Genomic DNA, 16487 nt, shown 5'->3' with positions numbered 1-16487 from the left:
CAACGGCGGGCAAGACGGGGCGGCGCGGGCCTGTTCCGCGCGGGCCAGATTTGGGTGGACCAGATGTGCGCGGCACTGCGGCAAGTGAGATGGGCACGCGCGCCGAACGCCTGACGTATCGTCGGCGGCGGCTGATGGACATTGCGCGGCTGCTGCCGGTGCTGATCGCGTTGCTGCTGGCGTTGCCGCTCTTATGGGCGGAGGCGTCGACCCACCCTGCGGCGCGCGACGGTGTCAGCATGTCAACGGCGATCATCTATGTCTTTGCGGTCTGGGCCGGGCTGATTGCGGCCTGCTTCGCGTTCAGTCTTGCGGTTCGGCGGTGGGCCGAACACTGGATCGGCGGCGACACGGATCCGCCCGCAAGTTCTGGTCCCCCGGAGGCCCGCTGATGGCCTCACTGAACCTGCTGGTCCTCGTCTGCCTTGCCTATGTGGCGTTCCTGTTTTTCATTGCCTTCTGGGCCGACCGGATGGCCATCCGTGGGCGCGGTGCAGCCTGGATGCGCTCTCCGCTGCTCTACACGCTGTCGCTGTCGATCTACTGCACCGCCTGGACCTCTTATGGGGCGGTTGGCTATGCAGTGCGTTCGGGGCTAGAGTTCGTGACGATCTACCTCGGCCCATCCCTGGTGATGGTCGGCTGGTGGTGGGGGCTGCGCAAGCTGGTGCGGATCGGTCGCAGCCAGCGCATTACCTCGATCGCTGACCTGCTGTCCTCGCGTTACGGGAAATCCAATCTGCTGGCCATCGGCGTCACCATTCTCGCGGTGATCGGGGTCACGCCCTACATATCGTTGCAACTGCAATCCATTACCCTGTCCTTTGCCATCTTTGCCGAGGCAGACCCCCAGCGCGGCCACAATGAGACCTCGATCGTGTTCTGGGTTGCCTGCGGGCTGGCGGTTTTTGCGATCTTGTTCGGCACGCGCAATCTCAACGCCAACGAGCGCCACCACGGTGTGGTGACCGCCGTGGCGTTTGAGGCCATCGTGAAACTCGCGGCCTTGCTCGCTGTGGGCATATTCGTGGTCTGGGGCATCGCCGGTGGCGCCAGTGAGGCGCTGGAGCGGATCGACGCCTCGCAGATTGGCCAGTGGAACGTGGATGGCAGCCGATGGGCCACGATCACCTTCCTGGCGGCGGCCGCCTTTGTCTGCTTGCCGCGGATGTTCCAGGTGATGGTGGTTGAAAACGAAGATGAACGGCATCTGCGCATCGCCTCCTGGGCCTTCCCGCTGTATCTCTTCTTGATGTCGTTGTTTGTGGTGCCCATTGCCGCAATCGGGCTGGAGCTGATGCCCGAGGGCAGCAATCCCGACATGTTCGTGCTGACGGTGCCGCTGCAACAAGGGCAGCAGGGACTGGCGATGTTATCGTTTCTGGGCGGGTTTTCCTCTGCCACCTCAATGGTGATTGTCGCGGCGATGGCCCTGTCCACGATGGTTTCGAACCACATCGTTATGCCGGTTTGGTTGCGGTTGCAAAAACGCCGGGCGTCTGTGTCGGGCGATGTGCGCGACGTGGTGCTGCTGGCGCGACGGGTGTCGATCGCCGCGGTCATGGGCTTGGGGTACTTCTATTACCATTTGTCGGGCGGCGCGGCGGCGCTGGCGGCGATCGGGCTGATCTCCTTTACCGGCGTGGCACAGATCCTGCCGCCGCTGGTGGGGGGGCTGTTCTGGCGCGGTGCCACCAGAACCGGGGCGCTTGCCGGGCTGACGGTGGGATTTTCGATCTGGCTCTACACGATGTTGCTGCCGGCCCTCGGTGGCGGGCTGCTGCCAGAGCATATCCTGCGCGAAGGGCTGTTTGGCCTCGCCTGGCTTCGCCCTCAGGCGCTGTTCGGCATTGAGGGGCTGGACCCCACGGTGCATGCAGTGATGTGGTCGATGACCCTCAATGCGTTGGTGTTCTGCTTCGTCTCGCTGATCAGTTTTCCCAGCCCGCTGGAGCGGTTGCAGGGCGCACAGTTCGTTAATGTATTCGAACATTCCGCGGCACCGCGCGGCTGGACCGGGTCCGTGGCGCAAAGTGAAGATCTAATGATCATGTCACAGCGGATTCTGGGTGCCACCGAGGCCCAGGCCCTGTTTCAGAGCGAACTGCGGCGGCAGGGGGGGCGCGGCCCTCTGCCAGAACCGACACCGGTGTTTCTGGAGCGGCTGGAGCGCGAGCTGAGCGCTTCCATCGGGGCGGCTGCGGCGCATGCGATGATCGGGCAGATCGTCGGCGGGTCGTCGGTTTCGGTGCAGGATCTGCTGGCCGTGGCGGATGAGACAGCCCAGATGCTGGAGTACTCGAACCGCCTTGAGGCGCAATCTGCGGAGCTGTCGGATACGGCGCGCAAGCTTCGGGAAACAAACGAGAAACTTACCCAGATCTCTGCGCAGAAGGACGCCTTTCTCAGCCAGGTCAGCCATGAGCTGCGCACGCCTATGACCTCAATCCGGGCCTTCTCGGAGATCCTGCGCGACGACGTCGAGCTGAGTGCTGACGAGCAGCGCCACTATGCCGGGATCATCCATGACGAGACCTTGCGTTTGACCCGGTTGCTGAATGACCTGTTGGACCTCAGCGTGCTGGAAAGCGGCCAGGTCAGCCTCAACCTCAGCGTTGGCACCCTGGCGGGCGTGCTGGACCACGCAGTGGCAGCGGCGTTGGCGGGGTCCGAGCGGCCGCTTCGGGTCTGCCGCAACCCGGAGGCGGAAGGGTTTCGTCTGTCTTCCGACCTGGACCGGCTGGCGCAGGTGTTTATCAATCTGATCGCGAATGCCCAAAAGTACTGCGACGCCGGCAAGCCTGAGCTGACGATCTCGGCTAGTGTGTCGAACGGGGTGCTGCAAGTGGATTTCACCGATAACGGCGGCGGCGTTCCGGTTGAGTTTCGGCAAATGATCTTTGAAAAATTCGCCCGCGTCCGCCCAGAACGCGCAGGTGGGGCAGGGCTCGGGCTGGCGATCTGCCGCGAGGTGATGCAGCGGCTGGGTGGCGACATAAGTTACCTGGCGGGTCACAATGGCGGCGCCTTCAGGGTTTCAATACCGGAGATTGAAATAAAGACGGGCTGACAACGGCTTGAATACAGGAGTTGTTAACCTTTCTGCTGGTACAAACAGGCAAACGGGACGCGTGAAGGGCGGGTAAGACAGCCTATGTCTGAAATGGAACCAGCAGAGGCAGGCGGCGGCAAGCAAAGCGTGCTTGCGCGCAAGTTGGCAGCGACGAAGGAGGGAACCAGCTCGACTGGCAGCTCTCCGACGCTGAAGGCTTTGCGCCGGTCTGTTGCGCGCGCGGCGGCGGATCTGTGCGATCTTCCGGTGGCGGTACTGGCGGCGCGGCAGAGCAATCGCCCCCCAGAGGACTTGGCCGCGCAGCTGTCGGACCAGGACCTGCTGGTGGTTCTCGATTGCCCGCAAGGGCGGATGGGCGCGGTTTGCATGGATGCGGCCACGGTTACGGCGCTGATCCAGAAACAGACCATCGGCACCGTGTTGGGCATGGCGCCGGATGGACGCACCTATACCCCGACCGATGCGGCCATGACGGCCGAATTCCTTGAACGCAGTTTTGCCAAGGTCGTGGCCATGCTGGAGGGGCAGACGGACCAGAGCATGTTCACCGGTTATCGGTTCGGTGCCCAGGTCGACACGGTCCGCAGTCTTGTGCTGGGGCTGGAGGCCGATGATTACCGGGTGATCGAGCTGAACATGGATCTTGCCTCCGGCGCGATGCAGGGTGTGATGAAACTCATTCTGCCGGAACCCACTGCGGAAGAGCTGCAGGAAGCCAATGGCGGGGCACCCAAGGGGCCATCGTTGGGCGCGAACATGGGGGCGATCCGGGCCGAACTGTCCGCGGTTCTGTGCAAGATGCGGGTGCCTTTGCAGGATTTTGCCAGCCTCAAGGAAGGGGACCTGTTGCCGCTGGATGCGGCCTTCCTCTACGAGACAGATCTGCTGACAATCGGCGGCCATTCGGTGGCGCAGGGGCGTCTTGGCCAGCTGAACGGCGCGCGTGCGGTGCGGCTGAATCAAACGCGCACCCGCCTGGTCAGCGACGCAGGCGCGGATGCCATGGCCTTCTCGGAAGGCGGAGCTGCGGCTTCGGACGGGATGTCAGGTGGTCCCACGCTGGACATGGGCATCGCGGCGCACGACTTGCAGGATCCGATGGATTTGGGCGGTGTGCCTCAGCTGGAGGCGGCACCGGCTTTGGGCGACGGTGGTGGCCTGGATGCGATGGCAGGCGGCGATCTGTCTGCGGAATTTGACGGTGATCTCTCTGGCGGCCTGACTGGTGATCTGGCCGACGATCTGACGGGCGAATTCAGCGGCGGGTTGGATGGCGGGCTGCCGGATCTGCCGGACTTGCCCGCGGCGGATCTTGGCGACTTCGATCCCGGCGATGCCGCCCTGGAAATCTCGCAACTGGCCGGACTGGACCCGGCGTTGCAGGAAAACAGCTGACCTGAGCCACGCGTATCGCGCTGGCCTGTGACCGCGCGGCGCGGTCCCGACGCCCAAGGGACGGTGGCAATCTAAATTTCGATATGTGCAAAGGCCTGACCCACCCGAAAGGCGCGGCGCCTCCGGCGGGCTGACCAGGGGCAGCCCGTCGTGCCAGACTCCAGATCCGTATCCCAGAAAAGGCGAGGTGAAGAGCAGAAGGCCCGTCTGCCGCCCGTGCTGCCTGTTGTGTCAGCCAGCCGCCAACGAGTCGAGCGCCGGGCGCAGACCGTCCAGTTGGTATCCCGCGGCCTGCGTGCGGGCCAGGATATCATCCGCAGGGAGATCACTTGCCTGGCTCAACGCCCAGACCACCGAACAGCGGGTGCCGGAGGCACAATAGGCCAGAACCGGTCCCTCGCAGCCCTCATACAAGGCGCGCTGGCGCGCCACGTTTTCCGGCGTCATCGTCTGGTGCGTCAGCGGCAGCACCTCGAAGTGCAGACCGAGGGGCTCAGCGGCGGCGCGGATGGTGTCCGCGCGGTGGCTGGGTGGAACTTCCTCGTCGGGGCGGTTGCAGATCACCGTCTTGAAACCGGCGGCGACGATGGCGGGCAGATCCTCGACCGAGATCTGCGGCGAGACCGAGTAGCGGGGGGTGATTTCACGTGCTTCCATGATGTGTCTTTACGCGGTTGCGCGCCGCCGGTCCAGATGCGGGATGCCGCTGTGCCCGAACAACATGCCGCAGGCCCTCGCGACGCGGCTGGTGGCTTTCGCACCAGCCAAAAGTCACATCCTGCGGCCCGCGCTCAGACCTTGTTGATGGGGATCTTCAGAAACACGTCGCCCCGATCGTCGGGTTCTGGCATCTGGCCGGCGCGCATGTTTACCTGTAGCGACGGCAGGATCAGCCGAGGCATGCCCAGGGTGGCGTCGCGGGCGTCGCGCATCGCCACAAACTCTTCCAGGCTGCGACCTTGGCCGATATGTACATTCAGCGCCTTTTGCTCGCCAACGGTGGTTTCCCATGCATAGTCGCCGCGCCCCGGTGCTTTGTAATCATGGCCCACAAAAACTCGCGTCTGGTCAGGAAGCGCCAGGATCTTCTGGATCGACTGGTACAGCGCTGTGGATGAGCCGCCGGGGAAGTCGCACCGTGCAGTGCCAAAATCCGGCATGAACAGCGTATCCCCCACAAAAGCCGCATCCCCGATGACATAGGTAAGGCAGGCTGGTGTGTGGCCCGGGGTGTGCAGAACCTCGCCGCGCATCTGGCCGATCATGAAGACATCGCCTTCGCGGAACAGGCGGTCGAACTGGCTGCCATCGCGCTGGAACCGGGTGCCTTCATTGAACACCTTGCCGAAGGTGTCCTGCACCACGGTGATCTGGTCGCCGATGCCGATCTTGCCGCCCAGCTGCTCTTGAAGATACGGTGCGGCGGACAGGTGATCGGCGTGGACATGGCTCTCAAGGATCCACTCGGTTTGCAAACCGCGCCCGTTGACCCATTCGACGATGGCATCGGCAGAATGGGTGGCGGTGCGCCCGGCGGCCTGGTCATAATCCAGCACCGGGTCGATGATCGCGCAGGCACGCCCTTCCGGATCCGTCACCACGTATGAGACCGTGTTGGTGGCCTCGTCAAAAAAGGCCTGTACGTCGGGCGTCATCAGCGGCGCTCCCTTGAGGTTTGGGCTGAGGGGTCGGTCAATCATATAGTCGTTCTGGAATATGTTGCAAGCGCGCGGAGCGTCGCACCAGGCCGGTCTGATAGCTGCGGATTTTGCGCACCGATCCTGCGCGGTGCGCAAACACTGCACAAATTATCGTCACCCCCCAAAAAGAATAAAAAGATTCTCATGCAGGTTTCGCGTCGCTGTCGCAAAAATCTGGCATACTTCCCGCAGGTAGGGAGGACCGATCATGACCAATGAAGATCTGATGCGCCGCGCGCGGTCACTGGAGACACGTATCCTTGACCACAGTGGCGCCGACCGCTTGGCCCTGCAGCCAGAATTCAGCCGAGTTTTGGAGCGTTTGCGCCGCAACGGGGCAGAGGTGCCGGGCCGTCTGCGACGCCTGGAATCGACGTTAAGCCAGGATGCTGTGGAAGCGATGTTCGACAATATCCCGGTGTGATTCGACAGCGACGTCAGTGTCGATTTCTGTGGCGACTGTCCGAAGGTGGCCCTTCGCGCTGACCGTGCGGCGGTCGACGGTGAAACCGTGCCGATGCAAGCTGTGGCGTTTAGCCCAGAAAGATACCGACCATCACCAGCATCAGTCCCAGGACTGACAACAACAGCGCGCCCAGATTGAATGGCAGAACAGACTGCACCACGGCGCGCATCGCCTCGTCGTCCAGGTGCTGGCGCCGGGCGCGTGCGACTTTGAGGATACACCACAGGAGCCCTATCAGTCCGGCGACGGACAGGGCGGCTCCGGCCCAAACGATGAGATCGAACATGTGCTTGCTCCTGCGCGTTTGGCGCAGCGCCTAGCCGATCCTGTACGCCGGTGCAAGTCGGCTGCCCCCGCGCACTTGTCAGCGAAGGCGTCAGCGAAGGCGGGTGGCCGGATTTTGCGCCCGAAGACTTTGCCGGCTTGCGGCGCGGCGGGCAGGGCGCTATCCCCTTGCGCTGACAGCAACTGACAGCATGTGCCGACGGAGCCGCAGATGGATATCACCGAAGACGAAAAAAGCGAAAACTACCGTGTGACAGCAGGCGAATTGCGCCAGTTCGTCGAACGGTTCGAGCGGCTGGACGAGGAAAAGAAGACCATCGCCGAGCAGCAGAAGGAAGTCATGGCGGAGGCCAAGGGCCGTGGCTACGACACCAAGGTGCTGCGCAAGATCATCGCCCTGCGCAAGCGCGACGAAAACGACATCGCCGAGGAAGAGGCCGTGTTGGAGATGTACAAGGAAGCGCTGGGTATGTAAGCCCGCGCCTGCCCGCCCGGCGTGTGCTGCCGGGCGGGGCTCAGGTCTCGCCGCTTTGGGCCGGATCGGATGGCCGCAACCGGCGCCCCCAGCGGCGCAACCTGACTGCCGCTTCCAACCCGACAATGGCATATAGCCCCCAGAACAGCGGATGCAGCGTATACCGCATGCGCTCCTGTTCTGGCCCGTTGACCGCGTGGGCGAGGCCCAGGAACAGCACCACCGACAGCAGCATGACCTGAAAGAACGCGCGATGCGCGGGCGCGCTGGCGCGCCGGGCCAGTTCTGCCAAGGCGATCAGCGCAAACAGGTTCAGCGCCAGCGTCAGAAATCGTGACAGGCTGGGGTCGATGATGATCTTGTTATCCGCCGTCAGCACCCGGTTGGTGTCCGGGATTTTTGGGAAGCGGTCCCAGTTCAGCGGTGGAAAAAGGTATTCATTGGGCCAGAGCGACAGGCTGGTTGCCATGCGCACCACAACCCCGCGCGCGTAGTCCAGCGGGCTGGCGGCGATCACGCGCAGCGATTTTTCCAGGCAGCCCTTGGAATAAGGGATCATTTGCGGATCATTCAGTGCAGATCCGATATGGCGGCCGATCAGCCCATGGGTCTCGGCAAACGTTTTGAACGAGCAGCCCTCGATCGGGGTAGGGGCCACTTGCGAGACATTCAGTCCCAGCCAGCTGCCAGAGCTGAAAAAATCGAACACAACCTTGTTCTTGACCGAGGGCAACAGCGTTACCACGAGGGTCAGCGCCAGCATCGCCACGCGCAGGGGGGACGCACCGGCCTTGAACAGCAGCAGACCGCCCACCAGCAGGATGTAAACCGGGTGAAACAGCGTCCAGATCAGTGACAGCACCGACAGGCAGGCGCAGAACAGGGCGAAATAGCGGCTCTTTCCAGTGGTCAATAACAGCAGCACGGCGAGGCTGGACAGGGCGAATAAGGCTGCGGTGATATGGGCATACTGGACAAAGTTTTCGTAGTAGAATGCCGCCGGGGTCAGCGCATAGCTCAGCGCAAGCAAGGCTGCCAAGCGGGCGGAGCGTGCCAGAAGGCGAAGGCATGCATAGAGACAGGCGGCTGTTGCCACCGTCAGCACTAGATGCGCCTGCCAGATCAGTTGGATCATGCAGGCCTCATCCGCCGCGCAGGCCTTGGCGCTAAGTCCCAGCAGAAAATTCCACAATGGCGGCTGCGAATGCAGGCTCAGCAGTGCGCCCAACAGATCGTCATGCAGCTGCTGCACCGGGAGATGCTGGTAGGCGGTGCTGAGATGGATGGGGTCCGGCAGGATCTGCAAGACCTGCGCGCTGAACAATCGGCTCAGCAGCACAAGCGCCCCGAGGATCAGCGTCATCAGCAGCGTTTCACGGATCAGCGTGCCGCCGCGCAGGGGGACGGCGGCATGGGTGGTGTAGCTGTGGGCGGATCTCATGCTGTCCTCGGTCTTTGCCCCGATTATAGGCGATACGCTGCCGCTATGGAATTGCTGGGCATTTTTGCCGTCATTGGGTGGGCAGGGCCGCAACACCCCTGCAGCTGCGCACCGAGCCAATGGCCGCGCGTCTAGCCACGCCAAGGTTGCGTTGATACAAACATGCAACGGAAATGATGAACTCTTTGGTTGACCAGACGTGACGACAGACCCCACGCCAATGGCCGGCCAACCCGGCATGCTCGCCGTTGATCTCGACGGGACATTGCTGCGGAGCAATATGTTGTACGAGACTTTCTGGTCCTCTTTTGGTCGCGACTGGAAAAGCCCCTTCACTGCCGCCTATGCCCTTCTTCGCGGACGGGCCGCGCTAAAGCGGCACCTGGCCGAAACTGCCTATGTCGATGCGGCGACCTTGCCCTATGATGCGCAGGTTGTGGCGTATGTGGAAAACTGGCGTGGCCGAGGCGGGCGCACGGCACTGGTGACTGCCAGCGACCAGGCGGTTGCCGAGGGCATTTCCGCCCATTTGAACCTCTTTGACGAGGTGCATGGCTCTGGCGGCGGGCGCAATCTGAAAGGCGTGATCAAAGCAGAGTTTCTGACCCAGCGTTTCGGCGCAGGCGGGTTTTCCTACGTTGGTGATGCCTACGCGGATCTTCCGGTCTGGCAGGCTGCACAGCGGGGGGTAACGGTGAATGCACCGCCCGCTCTGCGGCGTCAGGCAGAGGCCGCTGCCGCTGAAGTGGAACACCTTGCCACCGAAGCGCCCACGCCTCGGGCCTATCTGCGCGCCCTGCGCCCGCATCAGTGGTTGAAGAACATTCTTGTGTTCCTGCCGATGCTTGCCGCGCATCAGCTGGATATGGTCACGCTGATGCAGGCGCTGCTCGCCTTTGTGAGTTTCTGCCTGATTGCCTCCAGTGTTTACGTGGTGAATGACCTGCTGGATCTGAACGCAGACCGTGCCCATCCGCGCAAGCGGTTCCGTCCGTTTGCGGCAGGGGCAATTCCCATCGAACAAGGCAGCTGGATGGCGGCAGGCCTGTTTGCGCTGGGGCTGGCGGTGGCGCTGCCACTGGGGCTGCCCTTTCTTGCTGTTATGTTGCTTTATTACGCAATGACAACGGCTTACTCTCTGTACTTCAAGCGTCGCATCGTCATGGATATTTGCCTGCTGGCTGGGCTGTACACCATCCGCATCATTGCGGGCGGCACCGCAACCGGAATTGAATTGTCGGTCTGGCTGCTGGCGTTTTCGCTTTTCTTCTTTTTCGCCCTGGCGGCGGTAAAACGTCAGGCCGAGCTGGTGGACAGTGCCCGGCGCAAGCAATTGACGGCGCGCGGGCGCGGGTATCATGTGGATGATTTGCCGATGATCTCGATGATTGCGATCGCGGCGGGCTACGTGTCGGTTCTGGTGCTGGCGCTTTATGTGAATTCCCCGGCGGTGGCGGGGCTTTATGCCACGCCGCAGGGGTTGTGGGGGATCTGCGCGCTGTTGCTGTACTGGATCACCAAGACCGTGATGCTGGCGCACCGCGGCCAGATGCAGGACGATCCGGTTGTTTATGCTGCACGTGATCGCAGCAGCCAGCTGTGCTTTCTGCTGACCCTGTGCCTTGCGATCTGGAGCAGCAGCCTATGAGAGGGCAACCTATGAAATTGCCACCTGTGCTGATCCTCTATGTGGCCTTTGCCATAGTTGCCACTGGGGTAAACCTGGCGACCCAGCGTATGGTGCTGATCCTGGGGCCAGGGGCGGGGGTGTTTGTCTTGGCGATGGCGGCAGGCACGCTGAGCGGTCTGGTAGCGAAATACCTGCTGGATCGGCGTTGGATTTTTCACGACCAGGGTCGTGGGGCGGCTCACCACGGGCGGACGTTTCTGAAGTATTCGTTGATGGGGCTGGCCACGACGGCGCTGTTCTGGATCACCGAAACGCTTTTCTGGCTCAGCTGGGGCACCGAGACCGCGCGGGAAATCGGGGCGATCCTGGGGCTCGCGGTCGGCTACGCGGTGAAATACCAGCTGGATCGGCATTTTGTCTTTGCCCACCCAACGGCGGAGGCCGGTCGATGACGCGGCTGTCGGGCTGGGGCAATTACCCCGTCGCAGAGGCACAGCTGTTGGCTCCGCGCAGCGTGGCGGAGCTGCGCGAACGGGTTGTCGGCCACCCGAGCGTGATCGCCCGCGGCAACGGACGCGCCTATGGTGACAGTGCCATCGGCGTGCCGACCACGCTGCACATGCGGCATTTCAACAAGATGCTGGGCTTTGACGCCGACACCGGGGTGTTGGAGGCCGAAAGCGGTGTACTTCTGGGCGATATCATCGCCGCCTTCCTGCCGCGCGGCTGGTTCCCACCGGTGGTGCCGGGCACGAAATTCATCACCTTGGGTGGCGCCATTGCCGCGGATGTGCATGGCAAGAACCACCACCGCGACGGCAGCTTCCGTACCTGCCTGGACTGGGTGGATGTAATGGGCCCCGACGGGACCGTGCGCCGCTGCTCAGCGCAGGACAACAGCGAGATATTCGACTGGACCGCGGGCGGTATGGGGCTGACGGGGGTGATTTTGCGCGCGGGGCTCCGGCTGCGGCGGGTGCCCTCGGCCTGGATCCGCCAGCAGACCCTCCCAGCCGCCGATCTGGACGCTGCGATTGCAGCTTTGGACAGCGCAGGCAAGGCCACCTATTCCGTCGCCTGGATTGACTGCCTGGCCCGCGGGGCGCAGCTGGGGCGCTCAATCGTGATGCTGGGCGAACATGCTGAGCCACGGGATCTGGGCCCGCAGCAGGCTGCGCGGCCATTTGCCCTGCCGCCGCTGCGAAGCCACCGCCTGCCGCCGCTGTTTCCGGGCTTCCTGCTGAACCGCCACGGTGTGCGGGCCTTCAATGCCGCCTATTTTCGGGCCGGGCAGAGCCGCTCCGGCTTTCGGCTGACCGATTGCAACAGCTATTTCTTTCCACTGGACGCGCTGCTGGGCTGGAACCGGATCTATGGCCGGAAGGGCTTCATGCAGTTCCAGTGTGTGCTGCCGCTGGACCGCGCGTCCGACGGTCTTCGGGCGCTGCTTGAGGCGACCTCTGCCGCCGAGCAAGGATCGTTCCTGGCCGTGCTGAAACGGCTTGGGCCGGGCGCGGGGCCGTTCTCCTTCCCGATGGAAGGCTACACGCTGGCGCTGGATTTCCCGGTCAGCCGCCGCAGCCTCGCGCTGATGACAGAGCTGGACCGGATCACCCTGGACCATGGCGGACGGTTCTATCTGGCCAAGGACAGCCGCATGTCCGCCGAGATGCTGCGCCAGTCGGATCCGCGTGTGGATGCATTTACGGATATGCGGAAGGCGGGCGGGCTGGACAGCCGCTTCCGCTCCGCCCAGTCACAAAGGCTATCGCTATGACAAAACTTCCGGTCCTGATCCTTGGGGCCCGTTCTGACATCGGGCTGGCGGTGGCGCATGCCTTTGCGGCCGAAGGGCATCCCATACAGCTGGCGGCGCGCAACGCGGAGGCGCTGTCAGCAGAGAAAACCGATCTGGAGCTGCGCCACAATCAGCCGGTGAGCTTGCATGAGTTTGACGCGTTGGCGCTCGCGGACCACGCAGGCTTTCTCGATGGTCTGCCGCAATTGCCGGGGGTGGCCGTCTGCGCAGTGGGCTACATGGGCAACCAGCCCGCCTGCGAGGCTGACCCTGCCGACGCCGTGCCTGTGCTGCGCAGCAATTTCGAAGGACCGGCCAGCATTCTGGCCCATCTCGCCAATCGGTTCGAACAACGCGGCAGCGGTGTGTTGGTCGGCATCAGTTCCGTCGCAGGAGAGCGCGGCCGCGCCACCAACTACGTCTACGGCTCTGCCAAGGCAGGCTTCACCGCCTTTCTGTCGGGGTTGCGCAACCGGCTGGCCGGGGCGGGCGTACATGTGGTGACGGTGCTGCCGGGATTTGTTGCCACCCGCATGACCGAGGGCATGGATCTGCCCGCCAAGCTGACCGCCCAGCCGCAGGAGGTCGCCGCCGCCATCGTTGCTGCCACCCGCAAGCGCCGCAACATCATTTATGTCCGCCCGGTCTGGCAGTTGGTGATGGCGATCATCCGCAATATCCCGGAGCCGCTGTTCAAGAAGCTGAAACTTTGAATCCACGCCAGTGCAACAGGTGGAAGTTTTAAGCTTGAAATAAATTCCGCTCCTCCGCTATGGTCGCCGAAAGCTCGTCTCGGACCCGTATCAAGGAAGGAACAACACCATGCCGGCCATCAGCGTGCATCCCGAAGGGTGGAAACCTGCAAAAGGCTATGCCAACGGCATGGTGGCCGAGGGCCGCCTTCTGTTTGTCGGCGGCCAGATCGGCTGGACCGCCGATCAGGTGTTTGAGGCATCGGATTTCATTGGCCAGATGAGCCAAGCGCTGCGCAATATCCTGGAGGTGGTGGAGGCCGCGGGTGGCAGCGCCACGGACATCACCCGGCTGACCTGGTTTGTAACGGACAAGGCAGAATACCTGGCGCATCAGGCCGAGGTCGGCAAAGCCTACCGCGCAGTGATGGGATACCATTTCCCGGCGATGACGATGGTCGTGGTCTCCGCTCTGGTCGAAGATGAGGCCAAGATCGAGATTGAAGCAACCGCGGTTCTGCCCAGCTGACGGGCCGCGCCTCGTCTGAAGACGGATGTTAAATCAACACCTTGCAGGCCGCCCCCGTCGGGGCGGCCATTTTTTGTGCACCCGCAGAAAATTTTACCAGTTGATAAAAAACAGGACTGTGGCACTCTGAAGGGTAAGAACACATAAAATCAGGGAGACACCCAATGGCGACCAGCCATCAGGCATCCGGAATTCGCACCGCGCGCATGGACGCGGTCGGAATTGCCGAGAACTTCTCGGACCTGCATCCAGCCTATGACGCGCATGAGGCGGCGGTGGCGGCGGACCGCTGCTATTTCTGCTATGACGCGCCCTGCATGACGGCCTGTCCGACCAGCATCGACATTCCCCAATTCATCCGTGAAATCCAGGCAGGCCATGCCGACAGCGCCGCCAAGACCATTCTGGACCAGAACATCCTCGGCGGCATGTGCGCGCGGGTCTGCCCCACGGAAACCCTGTGCGAAGAGGCCTGCGTGCGCGAGGCCGCGGAGGGCAAACCGGTGGAGATCGGTCGCCTGCAACGCTACGCGACAGACCAGTTGATGATGAAAGGCCTGCATCCGTTTACCCGCGCGGCCGCAACCGGCAAACGGGTGGCCGTTGTCGGCGCCGGTCCCGCCGGTCTGGCCGCGGCGCACCGGTTGGCGATGCTGGGGCATGACGTGGTGGTGTACGATGCGCGCAGCAAACCCGGCGGGCTGAATGAGTTTGGCATCGCCGCCTACAAGACCACCGAGAATTTTGCGCAACGTGAGGTCGACTGGCTGCTGCAAATCGGTGGCATCACGATGGAATACGATCAGAAACTGGGGGACGCGCTGTCGCTGGACGATCTACAGTCCCGATATGACGCGGTGTTCTTGTCCATCGGGCTGACCGGCGTCAATGCCCTGCGCGCGCCGGGGGAGGACCTGGACGGCGTCCGCGACGCGGTCGACTTCATCGCCGAACTACGCCAGGCGGACGATCTGACGACCCTGCCTGTGGGCCGCAATGTGGTGGTGATCGGCGGCGGCATGACGGCGGTGGATGCGGCGGTGCAGTCGAAACTGCTGGGCGCAGAAAACGTCACCATTGTCTATCGCCGCAGCCGTGCGGAGATGGGCGCCAGCCGGTTCGAACAGGATCTGGCGGCCTCCAAGGGGGTCAAGCTGATGTTCAACGTGATGCCGGTTGCCGTGCATGGCAATGGGGCAGCGGCAGAGATCGAATTGGAGTACACTGAGGTCACGGGCGGCAAGGTGACTGGCACCGGCGAGCGGTTCCGACTGGCGGCGGATCAGGTGTTCAAGGCAATCGGTCAGCGGCTGGAGGATCAGCCGGAGGCGTTGGCGCTGGAGGGCGGCAAGATCAAGGTCAACGCGACCGGGCGCACCTCTATCGCCGGGGTCTGGGCCGGTGGGGACTGCGCCTCTGGCGGCGAAGACCTGACCGTGACCGCCGTGGCGGAGGGCCGCGACGCCGCAATGGACATTCACTCCAGCCTGATGGACTGAGCCAGCCGCGGAGCGGAAGTGCCGCTCTGCGCTAGCCTTAAGAGGAGAGATCAAATGGCTGATCTGACTACAGATTTTCTGGGCATCAAATCCCCCAATCCGTTCTGGCTGGCCTCGGCGCCGCCCACCGACAAGGAATACAACGTCCGCCGCGCCTTTGAGGCGGGCTGGGGCGGAGTGGTCTGGAAGACCCTGGGCGCCGAAGGCCCGCCGGTGGTCAACGTGAACGGTCCGCGCTACGGCGCAATCTGGGGCGCTGACCGTCGGCTGCTGGGGCTCAACAATATCGAGCTGATCACCGACCGGCCCTTGCAGACCAATCTCGAGGAAATCACCCGCGTCAAGAAAGACTACCCGGATCGTGCTGTGGTCGTGTCGATCATGGTGCCCTGTGAGGAGCAGGCCTGGAAGGATATCCTGCCGCAGGTGGAGGCCACTGGCGCTGACGGTATCGAGCTGAATTTCGGCTGCCCGCACGGCATGGCCGAACGCGGCATGGGCTCCGCCGTGGGGCAGGTGCCGGAGTACATCCAGATGGTCACCGAATGGTGCAAGACGTACTACTCCAAACCGGTCATCGTGAAACTGACCCCGAACATCGCTGACATCCGCCACCCGGCGCGGGCGGCGCATGCGGGCAACGCCGATGCGGTCAGCCTGATTAACACCATCAACTCGATCACTTCGGTCGATCTGGACAACATGGCCCCGGAGCCGACGATCGGCGGCAAGGGCACCCACGGCGGCTATTGCGGCCCGGCGGTCAAGCCGATTGCGCTGAACATGGTGGCAGAGATCGCTCGGGATCCGCAGACCCGCGGCCTGCCGATCTCGGCCATCGGCGGGGTCACCACCTGGCGCGACGCGGCGGAGTTCATGGCCCTCGGGGCCGGCAACGTGCAGGTCTGCACCGCAGCGATGACTTATGGGTTCAAGGTGGTGCAGGAGATGATCTCCGGTCTGTCGAACTGGATGGACGAGAAGGGCTATACCTCTACCCAGGACTTCATCGGTATGGCGGTGCCGAATGTGACCGACTGGCAATATCTGGACCTGAATTACGTGACCAAGGCGCGGATCAGCCAGGACGATTGCATCAAATGCGGCCGCTGCTACGCGGCCTGCGAGGACACCTCGCATCAGGCCATCGCGATGAGTGAGGACCGGGTTTTCACCGTGAAGGACGATGAATGCGTCGCCTGCAACCTGTGTGTGAATGTCTGTCCGGTCGAAGGCTGCATCACCATGGAGGAGGTCGCCGCAGGGGAAGTCGACGAACGCACCGGTGAGGTGGTGTCAGACGACTATGCAAACTGGACGACGCATCCCAACAACCCGGCCGCGCAGGCGGCAGAATAACCCAATGGCGATGGATCCGGGGCGGCTGCGGCTCCCGCCCGTCGTTGGTCTCCTGTTCAGGAGACACGCCTCCCGTTGGGCCGGGGGGCGCGCCCTTTGCTGCTACCCACCCCCCCCCCACAAGGTTGTGTCCCCCCAACTGGCT

General features: G+C 63.2%; 16 protein-coding genes. 12 read left to right on the top strand and 4 right to left on the bottom strand.

What is annotated here, in order from left to right; genetic code table 11:
• Positions 1-89: 89 nt before the first annotated feature.
• From AC0IPL_RS03420 to AC0IPL_RS03410, 3 genes are all read left to right on the top strand, one after another.
• A complete protein-coding gene (locus AC0IPL_RS03420; protein WP_474272214.1) occupies positions 90-392 on the top strand; it encodes a hypothetical protein in 303 nt (100 codons plus the stop codon).
• Positions 392-3070, top strand: coding sequence for an ATP-binding protein (locus AC0IPL_RS03415; protein WP_474272213.1), 2679 nt, complete (start codon positions 392-394; stop codon positions 3068-3070). The genes AC0IPL_RS03420 and AC0IPL_RS03415 overlap by 1 nt, the downstream gene beginning before the upstream one ends.
• An 84-nt stretch (positions 3071-3154) precedes the next feature.
• Positions 3155-4468, top strand: coding sequence for a FliM/FliN family flagellar motor switch protein (locus tag AC0IPL_RS03410; RefSeq protein ID WP_474272212.1), 1314 nt, complete (start codon positions 3155-3157; stop codon positions 4466-4468).
• Between the two features lie 231 nt (positions 4469-4699).
• Here the strand turns inward: AC0IPL_RS03410 and AC0IPL_RS03405 are convergent, their stop codons facing one another.
• Together AC0IPL_RS03405 and AC0IPL_RS03400 are read right to left on the bottom strand one after the other, a co-directional pair.
• Positions 4700-5125: a protein tyrosine phosphatase family protein gene (locus AC0IPL_RS03405; protein WP_474272210.1), complete on the bottom strand. Its 426-nt coding sequence runs from the start codon at positions 5123-5125 to the stop codon at positions 4700-4702.
• A gap of 134 nt (positions 5126-5259) precedes the next feature.
• Positions 5260-6123 carry an MBL fold metallo-hydrolase gene (locus AC0IPL_RS03400; protein ID WP_474272209.1) on the bottom strand — a complete coding sequence of 288 codons (864 nt, stop codon included), beginning with the start codon at positions 6121-6123 and terminating at the stop codon, positions 5260-5262.
• A gap of 253 nt (positions 6124-6376) precedes the next feature.
• Here AC0IPL_RS03400 and AC0IPL_RS03395 point away from each other — a divergent pair, with 253 nt between their 5' ends.
• A complete protein-coding gene (locus AC0IPL_RS03395) occupies positions 6377-6592 on the top strand; it encodes a hypothetical protein (protein ID WP_474272208.1) in 216 nt (71 codons plus the stop codon).
• A 109-nt stretch (positions 6593-6701) separates the two neighbouring features.
• Here the strand turns inward: AC0IPL_RS03395 and AC0IPL_RS03390 are convergent, their stop codons facing one another.
• Complete coding sequence (locus AC0IPL_RS03390; protein WP_474272207.1) at positions 6702-6920, bottom strand: hypothetical protein; 219 nt, start codon at positions 6918-6920, stop codon at positions 6702-6704.
• A 210-nt stretch (positions 6921-7130) separates the two neighbouring features.
• On the opposite strand from AC0IPL_RS03390, the gene AC0IPL_RS03385 reads away from it, so the two are divergent.
• Entirely contained in the window at positions 7131-7394 is a 264-nt protein-coding gene (locus AC0IPL_RS03385) for a DUF2312 domain-containing protein (protein WP_474272205.1), read from the top strand.
• 40 nt (positions 7395-7434) lie between these two features.
• On the opposite strand, the gene AC0IPL_RS03380 is transcribed toward AC0IPL_RS03385, so the two are convergent.
• Positions 7435-8835 carry a hypothetical protein gene (locus tag AC0IPL_RS03380; protein WP_474272204.1) on the bottom strand — a complete coding sequence of 467 codons (1401 nt, stop codon included), beginning with the start codon at positions 8833-8835 and terminating at the stop codon, positions 7435-7437.
• A 199-nt stretch (positions 8836-9034) separates the two neighbouring features.
• Between AC0IPL_RS03380 and AC0IPL_RS03375 the strand changes: the two genes are divergently transcribed.
• From AC0IPL_RS03375 to preA, 7 genes are all read left to right on the top strand, one after another.
• Entirely contained in the window at positions 9035-10483 is a 1449-nt protein-coding gene (locus AC0IPL_RS03375; RefSeq protein WP_474272203.1) for a UbiA family prenyltransferase, read from the top strand.
• A gap of 11 nt (positions 10484-10494) precedes the next feature.
• The gene (locus tag AC0IPL_RS03370) at positions 10495-10917 is read left to right on the top strand and encodes a GtrA family protein (RefSeq protein ID WP_474272201.1); all 423 of its coding nucleotides are present in this window, start codon (positions 10495-10497) and stop codon (positions 10915-10917) included.
• Positions 10914-12242, top strand: a complete 1329-nt coding sequence (locus tag AC0IPL_RS03365) for an FAD-binding oxidoreductase (RefSeq protein WP_474272200.1) — start codon at positions 10914-10916, stop codon at positions 12240-12242. Before AC0IPL_RS03370 ends, AC0IPL_RS03365 begins: the two co-directional genes overlap by 4 nt.
• The gene (locus tag AC0IPL_RS03360; RefSeq protein WP_474272199.1) at positions 12239-12976 is read left to right on the top strand and encodes an SDR family oxidoreductase; all 738 of its coding nucleotides are present in this window, start codon (positions 12239-12241) and stop codon (positions 12974-12976) included. The genes AC0IPL_RS03365 and AC0IPL_RS03360 overlap by 4 nt, the downstream gene beginning before the upstream one ends.
• A 109-nt stretch (positions 12977-13085) precedes the next feature.
• A complete protein-coding gene (locus AC0IPL_RS03355) occupies positions 13086-13484 on the top strand; it encodes a RidA family protein (protein WP_474272198.1) in 399 nt (132 codons plus the stop codon).
• A gap of 164 nt (positions 13485-13648) precedes the next feature.
• Positions 13649-14983, top strand: coding sequence for an NAD(P)-dependent oxidoreductase (locus AC0IPL_RS03350; RefSeq protein WP_474272197.1), 1335 nt, complete (start codon positions 13649-13651; stop codon positions 14981-14983).
• Positions 14984-15037: 54 nt separating this feature from the next.
• On the top strand, positions 15038-16342 hold the full coding sequence (gene preA / locus AC0IPL_RS03345; RefSeq protein ID WP_474272195.1) for an NAD-dependent dihydropyrimidine dehydrogenase subunit PreA: 1305 nt from the start codon (positions 15038-15040) through the stop codon (positions 16340-16342).
• The last annotated feature ends 145 nt before the right edge of the window (positions 16343-16487 follow it).

It is taken from the genome of Leisingera sp. SA32 (assembly GCF_056033425.1).
This window is presented reverse-complemented; position numbering and strand designations above follow the sequence as displayed.